Source organism: Cognatiyoonia sp. IB215182, from assembly GCF_033963905.1.
Classification (GTDB): domain Bacteria; phylum Pseudomonadota; class Alphaproteobacteria; order Rhodobacterales; family Rhodobacteraceae; genus Yoonia.
In genome coordinates this window covers 347873-363941 of record NZ_JAXBMB010000006.1, presented here as the reverse complement: position 1 = coordinate 363941, position 16069 = coordinate 347873, and the positions used below count along the sequence as shown (strand labels likewise).

General features: G+C 57.6%; 19 protein-coding genes and 1 tRNA gene. 12 read left to right on the top strand and 8 right to left on the bottom strand.

The features are described 5' to 3' along the window. Positions 1–45: 45 nt before the first annotated feature. The 3 genes from SLH47_RS14755 to SLH47_RS14745 all read right to left on the bottom strand — a co-directional run bounded on the left by SLH47_RS14755 (position 46) and on the right by SLH47_RS14745 (position 1948). The gene (locus SLH47_RS14755; RefSeq protein WP_320240311.1) at positions 46–273 is read right to left on the bottom strand and encodes a hypothetical protein; all 228 of its coding nucleotides are present in this window, start codon (positions 271–273) and stop codon (positions 46–48) included. A gap of 199 nt (positions 274–472) precedes the next feature. Next, complete coding sequence (locus SLH47_RS14750) at positions 473–1645, bottom strand: hypothetical protein (RefSeq protein ID WP_320240310.1); 1173 nt, start codon at positions 1643–1645, stop codon at positions 473–475. Between the two features lie 217 nt (positions 1646–1862). Continuing rightward, a tRNA-Leu gene (locus SLH47_RS14745) sits at positions 1863–1948 on the bottom strand. 183 nt (positions 1949–2131) lie between these two features. On the opposite strand from SLH47_RS14745, the gene SLH47_RS14740 reads away from it, so the two are divergent. Continuing rightward, positions 2132–2710 (top strand): YqaA family protein, encoded by a 579-nt coding sequence (locus SLH47_RS14740; protein ID WP_320240309.1) that lies wholly within the window; start codon positions 2132–2134, stop codon positions 2708–2710. Then, positions 2707–3198: a disulfide bond formation protein B gene (locus SLH47_RS14735; RefSeq protein ID WP_320240308.1), complete on the top strand. Its 492-nt coding sequence runs from the start codon at positions 2707–2709 to the stop codon at positions 3196–3198. Before SLH47_RS14740 ends, SLH47_RS14735 begins: the two co-directional genes overlap by 4 nt. Here SLH47_RS14735 and SLH47_RS14730 read toward each other — a convergent pair. Beyond that, complete coding sequence (locus SLH47_RS14730) at positions 3155–3574, bottom strand: Lrp/AsnC family transcriptional regulator (RefSeq protein ID WP_320240307.1); 420 nt, start codon at positions 3572–3574, stop codon at positions 3155–3157. The two genes, SLH47_RS14735 and SLH47_RS14730, sit on opposite strands and share 44 nt — an antisense overlap. Before the next feature lie 86 nt (positions 3575–3660). Between SLH47_RS14730 and rocF the strand changes: the two genes are divergently transcribed. Both rocF and SLH47_RS14720 read left to right on the top strand, forming a co-directional pair. Continuing rightward, a complete protein-coding gene (rocF, locus tag SLH47_RS14725) occupies positions 3661–4590 on the top strand; it encodes an arginase (RefSeq protein ID WP_320240306.1) in 930 nt (309 codons plus the stop codon). After that, entirely contained in the window at positions 4587–5633 is a 1047-nt protein-coding gene (locus SLH47_RS14720; protein ID WP_320240305.1) for an ornithine cyclodeaminase, read from the top strand. Before rocF ends, SLH47_RS14720 begins: the two co-directional genes overlap by 4 nt. 295 nt (positions 5634–5928) lie before the next feature. On the opposite strand, the gene SLH47_RS14715 is transcribed toward SLH47_RS14720, so the two are convergent. Next, entirely contained in the window at positions 5929–6792 is an 864-nt protein-coding gene (locus tag SLH47_RS14715; RefSeq protein ID WP_320240304.1) for a LysR family transcriptional regulator, read from the bottom strand. 124 nt (positions 6793–6916) lie between these two features. On the opposite strand from SLH47_RS14715, the gene SLH47_RS14710 reads away from it, so the two are divergent. Beyond that, entirely contained in the window at positions 6917–7915 is a 999-nt protein-coding gene (locus tag SLH47_RS14710; RefSeq protein ID WP_320240303.1) for a hypothetical protein, read from the top strand. Positions 7916–8031: 116 nt separating this feature from the next. On the opposite strand, the gene SLH47_RS14705 is transcribed toward SLH47_RS14710, so the two are convergent. Then, the gene (locus SLH47_RS14705; protein ID WP_320240302.1) at positions 8032–8298 is read right to left on the bottom strand and encodes an usg protein; all 267 of its coding nucleotides are present in this window, start codon (positions 8296–8298) and stop codon (positions 8032–8034) included. Between the two features lie 192 nt (positions 8299–8490). Between SLH47_RS14705 and gyrA the strand changes: the two genes are divergently transcribed. From gyrA to gluQRS, 6 genes are all read left to right on the top strand, one after another. Next, entirely contained in the window at positions 8491–11226 is a 2736-nt protein-coding gene (gyrA, locus tag SLH47_RS14700) for a DNA gyrase subunit A (protein WP_320240301.1), read from the top strand. A gap of 43 nt (positions 11227–11269) precedes the next feature. Then, positions 11270–11842, top strand: coding sequence for a hypothetical protein (locus SLH47_RS14695; RefSeq protein ID WP_320240300.1), 573 nt, complete (start codon positions 11270–11272; stop codon positions 11840–11842). Beyond that, on the top strand, positions 11839–12003 hold the full coding sequence (locus SLH47_RS14690; protein WP_320240299.1) for a hypothetical protein: 165 nt from the start codon (positions 11839–11841) through the stop codon (positions 12001–12003). The genes SLH47_RS14695 and SLH47_RS14690 overlap by 4 nt, the downstream gene beginning before the upstream one ends. A 67-nt stretch (positions 12004–12070) precedes the next feature. Continuing rightward, entirely contained in the window at positions 12071–13426 is a 1356-nt protein-coding gene (trmFO, locus tag SLH47_RS14685) for a methylenetetrahydrofolate--tRNA-(uracil(54)-C(5))-methyltransferase (FADH(2)-oxidizing) TrmFO (protein ID WP_320240298.1), read from the top strand. A 22-nt stretch (positions 13427–13448) separates the two neighbouring features. Then, positions 13449–14066 (top strand): class I SAM-dependent DNA methyltransferase, encoded by a 618-nt coding sequence (locus tag SLH47_RS14680; protein ID WP_320240297.1) that lies wholly within the window; start codon positions 13449–13451, stop codon positions 14064–14066. Continuing rightward, positions 14063–14899, top strand: coding sequence for a tRNA glutamyl-Q(34) synthetase GluQRS (gene gluQRS, locus SLH47_RS14675; RefSeq protein ID WP_320240296.1), 837 nt, complete (start codon positions 14063–14065; stop codon positions 14897–14899). Before SLH47_RS14680 ends, gluQRS begins: the two co-directional genes overlap by 4 nt. Here the strand turns inward: gluQRS and hisI are convergent. Continuing rightward, positions 14868–15242: a phosphoribosyl-AMP cyclohydrolase gene (hisI, locus tag SLH47_RS14670; RefSeq protein WP_320240295.1), complete on the bottom strand. Its 375-nt coding sequence runs from the start codon at positions 15240–15242 to the stop codon at positions 14868–14870. The two genes, gluQRS and hisI, sit on opposite strands and share 32 nt — an antisense overlap. A 67-nt stretch (positions 15243–15309) precedes the next feature. Here hisI and SLH47_RS14665 point away from each other — a divergent pair, with 67 nt between their 5' ends. Beyond that, on the top strand, positions 15310–15756 hold the full coding sequence (locus SLH47_RS14665) for an iron-sulfur cluster assembly scaffold protein (RefSeq protein ID WP_320240294.1): 447 nt from the start codon (positions 15310–15312) through the stop codon (positions 15754–15756). A 174-nt stretch (positions 15757–15930) separates the two neighbouring features. Here the strand turns inward: SLH47_RS14665 and SLH47_RS14660 are convergent, their stop codons facing one another. Continuing rightward, on the bottom strand, positions 15931–16053 hold the full coding sequence (locus SLH47_RS14660) for a hypothetical protein (RefSeq protein ID WP_320240293.1): 123 nt from the start codon (positions 16051–16053) through the stop codon (positions 15931–15933). Between the last annotated feature and the right edge of the window lie 16 nt (positions 16054–16069).

The following is a 16069-nucleotide window of genomic DNA, read 5'->3' as shown; positions in this document are numbered from 1 at the left end:
ACCGTACACGATCCACGTGAATGCCCAATTAATCGCAGCCATCATTCACTTGAATTGCTTGCTTTTTCCGCTGCGCGTTAACTTTTGCAAGCCTAATGCTGCAACATGGTCACAAGAAGGCAGGATTTCGTCGTTAACGCTGCAAAACGCAGCGTAAATGAGGCGATTTGTGAGGGTGCTGGTGCCGATAGCGCGCATCCAATCGCCTTGTCTGGCTCGTTGGATAGCGTCCGATTGCACGCCGATAACAGGTCTTTTTGCGTTGATCGTCACGGGTTCAGTTGGGCGCTATCTAGATACAGTTCATGCCATTGAACTTCCTCTACCTGGTCCTCCCAGCAACCTGCAGATTTCGAAGAATCCAGATGGATCGGAAATCTACAGACGAAAGATTGTTCCCTATTTTTACCGAGAGTGACACCATTTCATCCGCCACTCATCTGCAAACCGTGCCAATCACCGCAGGTGCCGCCTACCACTGCAGTGAAAATAGGCTGTGCTTGCCGGCCCTCGGCGTGAACTCATCAAACAGGAGTTTGTTCACTGCCCGGTAGACAAAATTCTCAGGTGAGTACCTAGAATGACTTTCCGTAGTCAGCGGGTAGCTCTCTGGCCTCGTCGAAGCCACCGTGCTACAATAACTCGCTTCTCCAGTTGCTATCTCCAGCGTCTGGAAAGGTTCTTGCCAAGTCAGGTCGTAGCCATAACGTCTGCTGCTATCGCTCGGACGCGCATCCCATCTCTCATTGAGATTTATGGCGAATTCGGAAGCTTCATCACATGCATCAAAATGGTTGATGGCCAGCGTTGCGCCATAGTCGGACTCAGAGGTTCGCCAATCGACGACTGCAAAGCCAAACAGCGGCGTTAACGGCTGGCTATATGCGTCCAAAGGATCGGTAACACTCTGCGGAAATGACACCCGAAGCAGGTACGGAGTGCGGTTTCCCCAACTGCGTATGGACAATTCTACGATTGTCGCACTCTCCGGAACCATTTTTGCTGCAGCATCGATCATCGCGAGATAGGCATTGGAAAAATGAACGTAGTTCGGATCATTCGTCGACTCGCGCCAGCGATCGCCTATGAAATATCTCGATTGGGCAGTGATCACGTTGCTTTGGTCTCGTCGTACGAAGAAGTCTTGGCTGTTACCCGTTGCTCCTCTCGCAACCTCCATGAGGTCGTCTTCGAGCAGCGACCGCCCTGGTTTGACAAGCGAGTTCTCAAAAACGGACAAAGCACTGCTTTCATCAACCATGCCCCAACGCTGCAGCGCAAGGTCCGGATTTCCAAAAAGCGTAAGCATGTCGATTCTGTTCGGATCAGCACCGATGTAGTCCGGATCCTCAGCTGAAAGTCTGTAGATCCGCTGACGAATTGGAAGCTGACCTCGGAACGTCGCGTAGTCATATATGATGGGCCAATCCTCTGGCGCCACGAGCTCACGCAATGCCCCAAAGTCAGTTCTGCTGATGGCATCCATATACTCTGTAGGGTCAAACCCATCATGAACAGCAGCATAGGCACTGGCGATGAAACGTGGTGGCACCTCCATCACGGAAGTTTGAGTGGCTTGCGCTTCCACCAATTGAGCCATCGAGGCGAATGCGAGGGCTCCGGCAAGTCTATTCAGTAAGATCATTGTCTTCCGCTATTTCGGCACTGCTGGGTTGTTTTAAAAACGGGGCACCAGATCACCGCAGTGCGAACACGTCGACACGGTACGGAATGGGCCAAGACAGTCAAGTTACTTGCCCTGGACCCGCACGGATGACGTCGTAAAGTACGTAGAGCAGTTGGAGAAAACTTGGTGGCGCATGGAGCCTGATCCAATTTTTCCCAATGAAAACAATATATTGTGGTGCCGATGGAGAGACTCGAACTCTCACGATGTTACCATCGGGGGATTTTGAATCCCCTGCGTCTACCATTCCGCCACATCGGCCAGTGCGCCTCTCCTAAAGGGGCGCATGAGGCGCGTCAATTGGCCAATTGCATTTTGCGCGGCTGAAAAACGCGCCGCACATGCAACGTCTCTGTCGCTCCTGTCAGGTTATGCGTGCAAATGCTTGACGGCCCATATCCCTCATGGCCTAAGACGCCGGACACGGTAAAAGGGCAGCCTGCGATGTTGCGTCAGCTGTATGATTGGACGATTTCCCTGGCGCAGACGCCCCATGCGCTGTGGGCGCTGGCTTTCATCTCGTTCATTGAATCCTCGTTCTTCCCAATTCCACCCGATGTGCTGATGATCCCGATGATCATCGCCCGACCGTCCCGCGCCTTTTTGATCGCAACGGTGGCCACCATCGCCTCGGTCGCAGGCGGGCTTTTCGGGTACTACATCGGATTTGCAATGATGGAGAGCTTCGGACGTCCAATCCTGGAGTTCTACGGCAAGGATGCCAGCTTTGATGAGATGTCCGCCACTTTTAACGAATATGGCGCGTGGGCTGTGGTTGTGGCGGGCGTGACCTTCCTGCCCTTCAAGGTGATCACCATCGCATCTGGCGTCACGGGCCTCTCCCTGCCCGTCTTCATCGCATCCTCGATCTTCGCCCGCGCCCTGCGTTTCTTCATCGTCGCAGCGTTGTTATGGAAATACGGGGAACCCATTCGTGATTTCATCGAAAAGCGTTTGGGGCTTATGTTCATCTTGTTCTGTATTCTGCTGATTGGCGGTTTTGCGTTGATAGGATTGGTATGACCCGCAACTTGATGATCATGCTCGCAGCCGGTGGGTCGGCGGGTTTGCTTGCCGGGGCCTACCTGTTCCAGTTTCTCGGATATCCACCGTGTGCGATGTGTCTGTGGCAGCGTTGGCCCCATGCTGCAGCGATTGTGATTGGCGTCCTGGCCCTGAAGGTTCCCGGTCCTTGGTTGGCCGGATGCGGTGCAATTGCCGCCGCCGCGACCGGCGGCATCGGGGTCTATCACACAGGGGTCGAGCGAGACTGGTGGGAAGGCCCGGCGAGTTGCTCTGGCGGTGGCGCGCTGGATGGCTTGAGCGGTTCTGATCTTCTGGCGATCGAGGGGCCACAGGTCGTCATGTGCGATCAGGTCTCGTGGGAGTTACTGACGCTGTCGATGGCGAGCTGGAATGCGCTTGCCTCCTTCGCGCTAGTGGTCGTTTGGATCGTCGCCGCGCGCCTCAGCGTCGGGTCGACAAGAGCAGGCTCGTCTCGGACCGCGTGACACCTTCCAGGCGGCGGATCGCAAAGAGCACCTGATCAAACTCCTCCAGCGTCTGCGCGCCAATCTCCGCGATCAGATCCCAGGTGCCATTGGTGGAATGCACCGCACGCACCTGCGGGATCGTGGTGAGACGCTTCATCGCCCGTTCCGCCGCCCGCCCGGCAATATCCAGCATCATCAATCCGCGCACCGCGTCGGGCCGCACATCGGACCGGGTCAACACCGTGAACCCCGCAATCTCTCCGCTTGCCATCAGCCGATCAAGGCGGGTGCGCACGGTGCTGCGGGTCACCCCCAGTTCCGCCGCCAAATCGGACAAGGCCGCCCGCGCATTTAGCTTCAACACCGCAATCAGGCGGCTATCCAATTCGTCCATTTGCACTGCTCACAACGCATAATCTGACCCCATTTTGCACAATTTGGCCGCTTATCCCACCCGCAGATTTGCGCAAAACTCGCGCCATGACACAAAAACACTGCATCCTCATCGGCGCGCCCGTCGATTGCGGCAAGCGTCGCCGTGGCTGTCTGATGGGTCCCGACGCCTATCGCACGGCGGGTATCGCCGAAGCCCTCACCGCCCTCGGCCACACGGTCGAAGACATCGGCAATCTCGCGCCAAAACCGGTCGAAGTCCCGAAGCCACCGAACTCCCAGGTCTATGCCCTTGCGGAGAATGTAGGCTGGACCCATACGCTGATTGACGCGGCACTGAATGCCGCCCCAAAGGGCCTCCCCATCTTCATGGGCGGCGACCACGCGCTCGCGGCGGGCAGCGTTGCGGGCATGGCCGCCCATGCCGCCCGCGAAAACCGCCCCTTCTTCGCACTCTGGCTGGATGCCCATAGCGACATCCACACACCGGAGACGACCGATACCGGCAACCTGCACGGCACACCTGTGGGCTATGTCACCGGCCGCGCCGGTTTTGACGCCTACCCGCCCCTGCCCGCACGCGTTGACCCTGCCAATATCTGCATGATCGGCCTGCGCTCCGTGGATGAGGCAGAGCGCCAGGTCCTGGCGGGCGGCGACGTGACGCTCGTGGACATGCGCCGGATTGACGAGGAAGGGATCAGCGCCCCGCTGCAGACATTCCTCGAAAAAGTCGACGACGTGAACGGGATGCTGCACGTCTCGCTCGACGTCGACTTCCTTGACCCGTCGATTGCCCCCGCCGTTGGTACGACCGTTCCTGGCGGAGCAACCGTCCGTGAAGGGCATCTGGTGATGGAGATGCTGTCGGATAGCGGCCTCGTCACCTCGCTCGACCTTGTCGAACTCAACCCGTTCCTCGACGATCGCGGCAAAACCGCAAATCTGATGGTCGACCTCACCGCATCGCTCATGGGCCGCCGCGTATTCGACCGCCCGACGCGGAGCAAGCTATGAGCCTCAAAGCCTCCGAACTGGCCATGGTGCCATTTGTCAGCGTCGACAACATGATGCGCCTCGTCCATCACATTGGGATGGAACATTTCATGGCCGACCTCGCCCATGAGATCGAAGTGGACTTCGCCCGCTGGGAACTGTTCGACAAAACACCCCGCGTCGGGTCGCATTCCGATGTCGGCGTCATCGAACTGATGCCCACATCCGACGGCACGCTTTACGGGTTCAAATACGTGAACGGCCACCCCAAGAACATGAAGGAGGGCCTGCAAACCGTCACCGCCTTCGGCGTGCTATCCGAGGTCGATACCGGCTACCCGATCCTCTTCTCCGAAATGACGGTCCTGACCGCCCTGCGCACCGCCGCCATGTCGGCCGTCGCCACCAAGCACCTCGCCAATTCAGATGCCAAGGTCATGGCGATGATCGGCAATGGTGCGCAATCTGAATTCCAATGCATCGCGCAAAAGGCGGTCAACGGCGTCGACACAATCCGCCTTTACGACATCGACCCCGCAGCCACCGAAAAATGCATGACGAACCTTGAAGCTGCGGGCCTGACCCTCATCCACTGTCCCACGCCCGAAGATGCCATCGAAGGCGCCGGGATCATCACGACGGCCACCGCCGACAAGGACATGCAGACGATCCTGACCGACAACATGGTGGGCAGCGGGGTCCATATCAACGCCATCGGCGGCGACTGCCCCGGCAAAACGGAACTCCACCGCGACATCGTCGCCCGTTCATCGGTTTTCACCGAATACACCCCTCAGACCCGCATCGAAGGCGAGATCCAGCAGATGGCCCCCGACCATCCGGTCACCGAACTTTGGGAAGTGATCACCGGCGCCGCCCAGGGGCGCACAGACAGCGCCGTAATCACGCTTTTCGATGGCGTGGGTTTCGCCATCGAGGATTTCAGTGCCCTCCGCTACGTCCATGACAAGATCAAGGACACGCCCTTCTACATCGACTTCGACCTAATCGCCGACCCGGACGACCCACGCGATCTGTTTGGAATGGTCAAACGCGCCGGTTAACGTCGCTGCAACTTATCGCCGATCGCGCAAATTGGGGTTCCCAAGGCGGGCCACGTCGCTACATTGCGCCGACGAAGGACAAACGAAAGACCGACCATGTTCAAAGGCCTGCTTTGCCTGTCAGCACTCTGCATCATCCTCGCTGCATGCACCAATACCGGGGGAGCCGACATCCCGTTGATCCCCGTGCCGCAGGCCGGCCAGTACTGATATCTCAGGGAACGTTTCTCGCGAGGTCTGATGTCGGTTTGCGAAAGGACCTGCCGTTCGTAATCGCAAGTCGAAGGTCAGCCTCTTACGCGAACTCAGATGCGATCCAGTCAACAATCCGCTTGATGCGCGTCTGGCGCAAATGGTCCTTGGCCCATGAGATGTACAGCCCATCACCAGAGGGGTTGGGATCGACCCAAATCTCCACCAGCTTCTTTGCCCTGAGATCATGCTCCACCATGTAGGTTGGTGCGATGGCAACACCGTGGCCTCCAGCGGCAGCATCGAGCGCAAGAGCGGCTCGGTCGAAATTGAGCAGCTTGTGCGCGTCTCCATACCCTGTTGCTTGGATCAGCTTTTCCCAACGCCGGTGCGCGTCCTGAAGCAGCGGAAACGTGAGCAAAGTCTCCAGTCCTACTGGCCAATCCGGTCGCAAGAATTCAGGACTGCACACGGCAACAAGGCGAATATCGGCTAGGCGGCGCGATACGTGAGCTGCATTTGTATCATGTGCTTTGCCAGGCCAGATTGCGATCTCATTCCGGCCTAGACTGCGCGCCAGAACCTGCTCGTGAACCTGCGTGGTCAGGGAGACATTCGGGAACCTGGTCGCGAAAGCGTCCATACGTGGCATGAGCCATTTTGTTGCTGTGGACGAACCAAGATGCAGCGTGATGCGATCACCTCCATCATCGACGCTCACCAACGCGGTGTCGAGGATCGCAAGGGCTTCTTTCATGGCTGCATGGCAGCGCTCACCTTCCAGAGTAAGCGAAACGCCGCGAGCACCCCGCACGAGAAGAACCACCCCAAGCTCAATTTCGAGCTGTTTGATCCGTTGAGAGACTGCACCACGCGAGAGGTTCAGTTCTTCAGCCGCGCGTTGCAGGTTCCCATGCGACGCGACGACAGAGAAGACCCGCAGCGCGTTCAGATTCACATTCTTCATTCGACGCCCCAAAGGCGATAGATTTTCTTAACGCTGGTGAAATTATCCTGCTTTGTCAATTTAGTGCAGGTGGTCGATAGAGGTGGGAAATCTTTAGGCAGCACATGACGGCAGAGGTTGAGCGATGACCCAGAACATCCGGCCAGCGACACCCGATGACATACCTCACTTGGTCGAACTCCTCATGCTCGATGCAAAGGAACGCCAAGCAAAGGATATGATCCTCTGGAAGATGGCCGACGATGCACCCGCGCAGATCGAAAACGCGCTAACCTTTGCGATCACAGCAGACCAGCAACCCTTCCGTCAGTTTTGGCATGTAGCACATGACGCGGGTCGTATCACCGGCGTTGTCCACTCGATGATGCTGCCTGTGCCGCCCATCTATTCAGGGAAGTATGGTGGTGAACCGGGTCTTATTCTGCCTGACTCGTTCGTCTCGCCAGAGGCGGCGGTTGGGACAGTCAATTCTTTGCTTTCGGCAGCAGAAAGAACTCTGCACGAGGCAGGTGCACGGATCATACTGGCATCCTTCGTCACAGGTGAGGATTGGCGGCGCGAGTTTGAAGCGACGGGGTATGAAGCAATCACGCTCTATCTTTCGCGGAGTGACCTAAGCGACCAAGGAATGCCATCCGATGTCAGTTACGCAACAGAAGACGATGTGCCAGGCATTGTTGCGCGTAGTGCCGAAAATCGGCAGGTTCTTTTCGACATTGATCCCTTCTGGGAACCCCATCCTGAAGCTGATCCGCGGTTCTCAGCGTGGATGATGCGGAGCCTCACACTTCGGGATCGCGACATGATGGTTCTGGGTCCAAAAGGTGATGTTGACGGATACGTCATCGCGCAACCCGCCTCTCGGCTACACTTTCCGCCTGCCCACGACATCACAGGGACGGGTGTGATTGACGACTACTACCACCCAGATCTGGCCAACTCGGCGGCTCTTGACCAAAGCGGCGAAGGTGCGATGACGCTACTGCGCGGAGGCGAAGCTGCTTTCACCAACCGTGGCATAGGAACCGCCTTTGTCGTTTGTCCTGCGGGATGGCGGTCGAAGATCGAGGTACTGGAGTCCGCTGGCTACGAGACTGCGATGACTTGGTCGATCAAGCGGTAACATCAACTTAGCTACTATTGGGGTGTTCCTTCGCATCCAGAAAACTGGCTCTTTCCACGTTGCCACCACAGACAGAATGCGCAGCAACTCGGCCGAGTACGTAAACGGGGAAACCGTTAGTGGTAGTGAAATTCGCCGGTTACATGCCGCCATTCACCCGCGCTGATCAACTTGCGATGCACAAACCGCACCGAATGCAGAGGGCCGTCCAGTTCCTCTTGCCAAAAGCTGATAAACTTCAACAGCTTATCGTGATCGGGGGCTAGATCATAATCCTGCCAGACAAACGTATTCAGTACATGGGGATGGTCCGGCATGTGATAAAACATCTCAGCCGTCGTCAGGCCGTACCCTTTCATCATCAACTCTGTCTCTGACTGCATAACTGCTCCTTTTCTTGATCTTGTAAGAAAATGATTTCGAAGAGCAAAAATAAGTCAACAAAAACAATATGCTATCACTGATCTTCGGTGGCTGCTAACAGCGTTGCCGATGTGGCATTGCGCCCCATATCAAGTGTCTGATATCATCTTTGCAACGAAATATAGCACAATAAGCAGCAACAGGCGGCCTACGTGAACGACACTCCGGAAACACCTGAAAACGAAGATGAAATGCCGCCAGAGCGCCCCGCATATCACGGGCCGGCGGTCACGATCGAACACGAATTGAAGACCAGCTACCTCGATTACGCCATGAGCGTGATCGTTTCGCGGGCAATTCCTGATTTGCGCGATGGCCTAAAACCTGTGCACCGGCGCATCATTTATTCGATGTATGAGAAAGGCATTACGGCCGACAAGGCTTATCGGAAGTCTGCAAAATCGGTCGGCGACGTGATGGGTTCATATCACCCGCATGGTGATTCCGCGATCTATGACGCGCTTGTGCGGATGGCGCAGGATTTCTCCATGTCGCTGATGCTGATCGATGGCCAGGGCAATTTCGGCTCTATGGACGGCGATGGTGCAGCCGCCATGCGCTACACCGAGAGCCGCCTCGCCAAGGTCGCGCAATACATGACCGAAGACCTGCCCAAGGACACGGTCGACTTCATGGACAATTACGACGGCAAGGAGCAGGAACCCACTGTTCTGCCGTCGCGCTTTCCCAACATGCTCGTCAATGGGGCTGGTGGTATTGCCGTGGGCATGGCCACCAATATCCCGCCGCATAACTTAGGCGAAGTGGTTGATGCCACGCTCGCGCTGATCGACGATCCGGACCTTTCGACTGAACAATTGATCGAGCATATCCCCGCCCCCGATTTCCCCACCGGCGGGATCATTCTGGGCCGCTCCGGCGCGCGCAAAGCCTATTTGGAGGGACGCGGGTCTGTCATCATCCGTGCCAAGACGAAGGTTGAGGAGATCCGCAAGGACCGCTTTGCCATCATCATCGAGGAAATCCCCTATCAGGTGAACAAGGCCACGATGATCGACCGCATCGCCGAGGCCGCGCGCGACAAGCGGATCGAAGGCATCGCCCATGTGCAGGACGAATCCGACCGCAATGGCGTGCGTGTCGTGATCGAACTGAAGCGCGATGCCACGGCAGAGGTCGTGCTGAACCAGCTCTTCCGTTTCACGCCGATGCAAACCAGCTTTGGCTGCAACATGCTGGCGCTCAACGGCGGCAAGCCTGAGATGCTGACGCTGCGCGGATTTCTGACCTCCTTTGTCGATTTCCGCGAGGACGTTGTCGCCCGTCGAACTGCCTTTGAGCTGCGCAAGGCCCGCGAGCGGGCGCACATCCTTTGCGGCCTCGCCGTGGCTGTGACCAATATTGACGAGGTTGTCGCGACCATCCGCGCCTCTGCCGATGCCGCGACCGCCCGTGAAAAGCTGATGACGCGGCGCTGGCCCGCGGAAAGCATCCTTGAATACATCGCGCTGATCGATGATCCGACCCATACCGCGAATGAGGACGGCACCTACAACCTCTCTGAGACACAGGCCCGCGCCATTCTAGAGTTGCGCCTACAGCGCTTGACCCAGATTGGCGTTCAGGAAGTCACGGATGAACTGCAGGAACTGGCACGCAAGATCCGTGAATATCTTGAAATCCTCGGCTCACGTGAGCGGATCATGCAGATCATCCGCGATGAGCTGACCGAAGTGCGTGACCTTTTCGCCGTTCCACGTCGCACCGAAATCGTCGATTGGTCCGGCGACATGGAAGACGAGGACCTGATCGAGCGCGAGGATATGGTCGTGACCGTGACATCCGGCGGCTATATCAAGCGCACCGCCCTGACCGATTTCCGCGCGCAACGGCGTGGGGGCAAAGGCCTGTCGTCAATGCAGACGAAGGAAGAGGACGTCGTCACGACCCTCTTCGTGGCCAATACCCATACGCAGCTTCTGTTCTTCACGACTGACGGGATGGTCTACAAGCTGAAAACCTGGCGCCTGCCGCTGGGCAATCGGACGGCGAAAGGCAAGGCAATCGTGAACATCTTGCCGATCCCGCAAGGTGTCTCGATTGCAGCCATCATGCCGGTCGACCGGCCCGAGGAAGAATGGGATGATCTGCAAGTCGTGTTTGCCACCTCTGCAGGAACTGTGCGCCGTAACAAATTGTCGGACTTCACAAATGTCATGCGCAACGGCAAGATTGCCATGAAGTTTGAGGATGAACACGCGGAGACGACACTGATCAACGCGCGCATCGCTTCGAACGATGATGACGTGATGCTGGTCACCGATTCAGGCCGTGCAATCCGCTTCCCCGCCACGGACGTGCGCATCTTCAATTCACGCAGCTCTGTCGGTGTGCGCGGCATCAGGCTGCAAGGTGAAGACAAGGTCGTCTCAATGTCCATCATCCGACACTTTGAGGCTGATCCGGCGGAGCGTGCCGCCTATCTGAAAATGCGCCGCGCCATGGCGGGTTTGACCGACGATGCAGAGAATGAGGACGAAGAGGCCGCACCGGGCCAGATCAGCCAGGAACGCTATGCCGAGATGTCGGCGGCGGAAAACCTGATCCTGACGATCACCGCCAAGGGCTCTGGCAAGCTAAGCTCCAGCCATGATTACCCCGTCCGTGGGCGCGGTGGCATGGGCGTCGCAGCCATGGACAAGGCGATGCGGGGCGGCCCATTGGTCACCTCCTTCCCGGTAGAGATGTCGGACCAGATCATGCTTGTGACCTCAACAGGCCAGTCCATTCGCGTTCCCATTGACGGCATTTCGTTCCGTTCGCGCGGCGCAGGCGGCGTCAAAGTGTTCGACACTGGCGCTGGTGAAACCGTTGTGAGTGTGGCCTGGATCGCGGATCAAGGGGCGGATGAAGACGAAGAAAACTAGAAGGTAAGGCAGTCAAAAATAACAGCGAAAAGGGAAAAACCCGATGATAAGAGCAGTTCTTTACGCAGGTATTCTGATTGGTTCAACTTCGACCCTGGCCCTGGCCCAGCAACTTGATGGTGCTGAGATTGGTCTGGAACTTCAGCGGTTTAGCGATATCTCTGAAACCAACACCTCCTATTATGGTGGTGTCGAGGTCGCGATCTCACCCATTATCGGATTTGGGGCGGATGCCAGTTTCACGACCAATTCGGAAAACAGCGACAATGTCACAAGCCTGACTTTGCATGGCATCTACAATGGCGGGCCGTCCGGCAGCAGCTTGGGACTGTTTTACAGCATCGATAGCGTGGATGACGATGATGCGAACCTCTTTGGTGCCGAGGCAGCCTTTGCCTTTGGACGGGGACGCGTAGACAGTTACATCGGTGCGGGGGCGAGTTGGACGATACAAACACCGATATCGGTTTTATCGGCGTCGATCTCGATTATGAGCTTGGCAACGGATTTGGCGTTGGTGCTGGTTTTGAGAGCTACAATCTTTCGTCTAGCGATGGCGACGGCACAATCCGGACGCTCGAAATTGGCGGATCTTACCGTGTCGCCCCGGAGGTGATCATTTTCGGTAGGCTCGGCAATCTAAGCAGAGATATCGATGGTGGCGCCGATGATGATGACAGTTATTTCATGATTGGCGCTGAAGTTGGCTTTGGCCGGAATGGTGGGCTGACCTTCGGGCCGCGCAGCATTCTAAAGGATGTGCCGGTGATTTTCTGAGCGACCTTTCAGCAACCAGGTGCGTGGCGGGGTTTGCAAACCCGCCAGCACCATCTAAATCACCTGCATGACAAAGATACTCAACATCATCGGCGGCGGCATGGCCGGGTCCGAGGCGGCTTGGCAGGCTGCGAATGCCGGTATCCAGGTCAGGTTGCATGAAATGCGCCCGAAAGTCGGGACATTTGCACATCGCACCGGTCATTTGGGTGAGATGGTGTGCTCCAATTCGTTCCGGTCAGACGATCACGAGCAAAACGCTGTGGGCCTTTTGCATTGGGAGATGATGCAAGCCAACGGTCTGATTATGCGCACGGCCTACGAGCATCGGCTGCCTGCTGGTGGCGCATTGGCGGTTGACCGGGATCCTTTCGCGGAAAGCGTGACGCAAGCGTTAAAAGCGCATCCGAACATCCAGATTTCATACGATGAAATCACATCGCTGCCAGAAGACGGTCATTGGATCATCGCCACAGGTCCGCTGACCTCTGGCGCATTGGCTGAGGCTATTCAGAAAGAAACCGGCGCCGAGGCGCTCGCCTTCTTCGATGCCATCGCCCCCATCGTCTATGCCGAGACGGTTGATATGGATGTGGCCTGGATGCAGTCGCGCTACGACAAGGGCGAGACCGAGGAAGAACGAACCGCCTACCTGAACTGCCCGATGACCCGCGACCAATATGAGGCGTTCATCGACGCTTTGCTGGCGGCGGAGAAAACCGCGTTCAAGGAAGGCGAGACCGCAGGCTATTTCGACGGCTGCCTGCCGATTGAGGTCATGGCCGAACGCGGACGCGAGACGCTGCGCTTTGGCCCGATGAAGCCCGTGGGGCTGACCAATGCCCATGATCCGGCGACCAAACCTTATGCGGTGGTACAGCTACGCCGCGACAACGCCTTGGGCACGCTGTTTAATATCGTGGGCTTTCAGACCAAGATGAAATACGGCGCGCAGAAGGCTGTTTTCAAAATGATTCCCGGGCTTGAGAATGCGGAGTTCGCCCGTCTTGGTGGCATTCACCGGAACACGTTCGTCAACGCGCCCACGCTGCTGGATGATCAGATGCGGCTGCGCTCAAAACCGCATATCCGCTTTGCCGGACAGATCACCGGTGTTGAGGGCTATGTGGAAAGTGCCGCGATGGGCCTGCTGGCCGGACGCCTCGCCGTGGCCGAATTGACGGGGCAAGCCCTGGCTCCCGTCCCGCCAACGACGGCGATGGGCGCGCTTGTGACCCACATCACCGGCGGGGCCGAGGCGAAGACATTTCAGCCGATGAACGTCAACTTTGGCCTGTTCCCACCCGTGGACGGCATCAAGGGCGGGCGACGCAATCGCAAGGACCGCTACAAGGCCTACACGGATCGGGCCAAGGCGGATTGGACCGCATGGCTGGGCCAAAAGGCGCTGGACGCGGCCTGAGCGGCGGGCCTAAAGTCCTGTCATGACCGAAAAGAAAGACGTCATGCGCCCTGGCCTCTGGACCCCGCGCCCGGTGGAAGAGACGATCGCCATCTATGCCGATTGGGCTGAAACCTATGACGCGGATGTCATCAAACGGGGCTATCACACGCCCGGCCGCATCGCTGCTGCGTTACGAGACATTGCCGACCCAAGCGATCCGATCCTCGATTTCGGCTGCGGGACCGGTCTGGGCGGTATGGCGCTGCGGCAGGCGGGATTTCAGCATCTCGACGGCACTGATATCACCGCAGAAATGCTGGAGCGCGCGCAAGCGCTTGGGATTTATGATAAAACATGGCTGTCGCAACCGGGTGAGTTGAGCTTTGGACGTGGAGCCTATCAAGTCATCGTTGCCGCTGGTGTGGTCAGCCTGGGGGCTGCACCGCCGGAAACGCTTGGCCTTCTGGTCGCCAAGCTGAACAGTGGTGGCCTGCTTGCCTTGTCGTTCAACGACCCGACCTTGAAGGATGACAGCTACACCGACGCCCTCGCCACCGAGATCGGCGAGGCCCGTGCGGAGGTCATTTTCCGCGAACACGGGCCACATCTTGATGATGTCGACATGGGCGCCGACGTGATAGTCCTGCGCCGTCGGTGATTACCCGCTTCGCGCCATCGCCTACGGGTCCATTACATCTTGGGCACGCCTATTCCGCCATGCTCGCCCATGACATGGCCAAGGCGGCGGGTGGCACGTTTCTTCTGCGCATTGAGGATATCGACGGGTCCCGCGCCCGCCCCGCTTGGGAAGAACAAATCTACAATGATCTGCGCTGGCTTGGGTTATCCTGGCCAGAGCCAGTCATGCGACAATCCGAACGCCTGCCGGTTTATCGTGAGGCGTTACAAAAGCTTTGGGATCAGGGGCTTCTATTCCCCTGCGACTGCAGCAGGCGCGATGTTCAAGAGGCGGCGTCGGCACCGCAGGAAGGCGCACCAGCCTACGGCCCGGATGGTCTCATCTATCCCGGCACATGCAGGTCGAAACCGCGCCCAGAGGTCATGCCCGACGTGACACTGCGGCTTGATATGCACAACGCCGCTCGTGATATTTCATATGTTGAAGGCGGCGCTACGCCAGAGATACACAAAACGTCGTCCGAGACATTAGTCAGTTCCATCGGTGACGTTGTTCTGGCACGGCGTGATATGGGAACGTCATATCACCTGTCAGTGGTGTTGGACGACGCAGCACAGGGCATCACGGATGTCGTTCGTGGGGCCGACCTGGCCGAGGCGACGCCCATCCATGTGCTTCTTCAACAACTGCTGGATTTGCCCACACCGCGATACCATCATCACCGACTGATACGCGACGATGCCGGTCGGCGCCTTGCCAAGCGCGACGACGCCCGCGCCATCCACAAGTACCGCAAGGAAGGTGCGACGCCCGCCGATATCAGACAGATGGTGGGTCTTCCGGCAGTTTGACCACCTCAACCTCCTGGCCATCCTGCACCTCGGTATAAAAGCAGGTGCGGCGGCCCGTATGGCAGGCAGGCCCTGTCTGGTTCACTTCGACCAGCAGGCAATCGCGATCACAATCCACCTTGAACCGAACAAGTTCCTGCGTGTGACCGCTCGTGGCACCCTTGATCCAGAATTCCTGACGCGACCGCGACCAATAGGTGACCCGGCGCGTCTCCAACGTTTGCGCAACGGCAGCGGCATTCATCCAGGCCATCATCAGCACCTCGCCGGTTTCGGCATCCTGTGCAATTGCGGGGATCAGACCTGCGTCATTATAGGTCAGGCTGGCCGGATCGAAGGGCATGTGGAAAACCTTTGCTTTGTGCGTGTTCGGGTTTATCTAGGGAAAGGTGCGAAAAAGGGCAAACACGATGTCAGCAGAAACCGACCTGATCAAGCTTTACTCAACGCAGATCCGCGCCTTGGCGGTGGATATGCCACGCACCACCCGTCTTGAAAACCCGACAGCCACCGCAAAGAAGCGCGCACCGCTTTGCGGATCGACCGTGACGGTTGACCTGAAAGTTGAGGACGGGATTGTCACCGATTATGGTCAGGACGTGAAAGCATGCGCACTTGGGCAGGCAGCAGCTTCTGTTGTTGGAGCGGCCATCGTTGGTCAATCGATCAGCACAATCGAAAAGGGGCGTGATGAGCTCTTCAACATGCTCAAGCATGACGGGCCAGCACCGTCAGTGCCATTCGAGGGCCTCAAGGTTCTTGCTCCGGCAAAAGACTACAAAAACCGCCACGCCTCGATCATGCTCGCCTTTGATGCGACGCTTGACGCGTTGCAGGCCCATAAGGCTGCGGGCTAAGCAAAAAAACCGCCGCTCACCCGGGACAGAGTGGCGGCGGCAGGGAAACGATCAGGGCGCGGATGTATCAAGGGAAGAGGCAAAATCCCTATGTGATACGGACAGGCAGGTCATCTCGCATTGCGTTCTTGGGACAGGGCAATGTGAAGGACCGCACCGCGATCGTCGGGCAAATCAGATGAGCCCAGGCAAGGCAAGTCCGACAACAAGCATCGTCATCAAAGCAAGAACACCCAATGTATCGGCCAGCAATGTGTGGCGCGAACGCTGGATCACCGATTTGATCTCTTCAGCCATGGGATGTTCCTTTAAT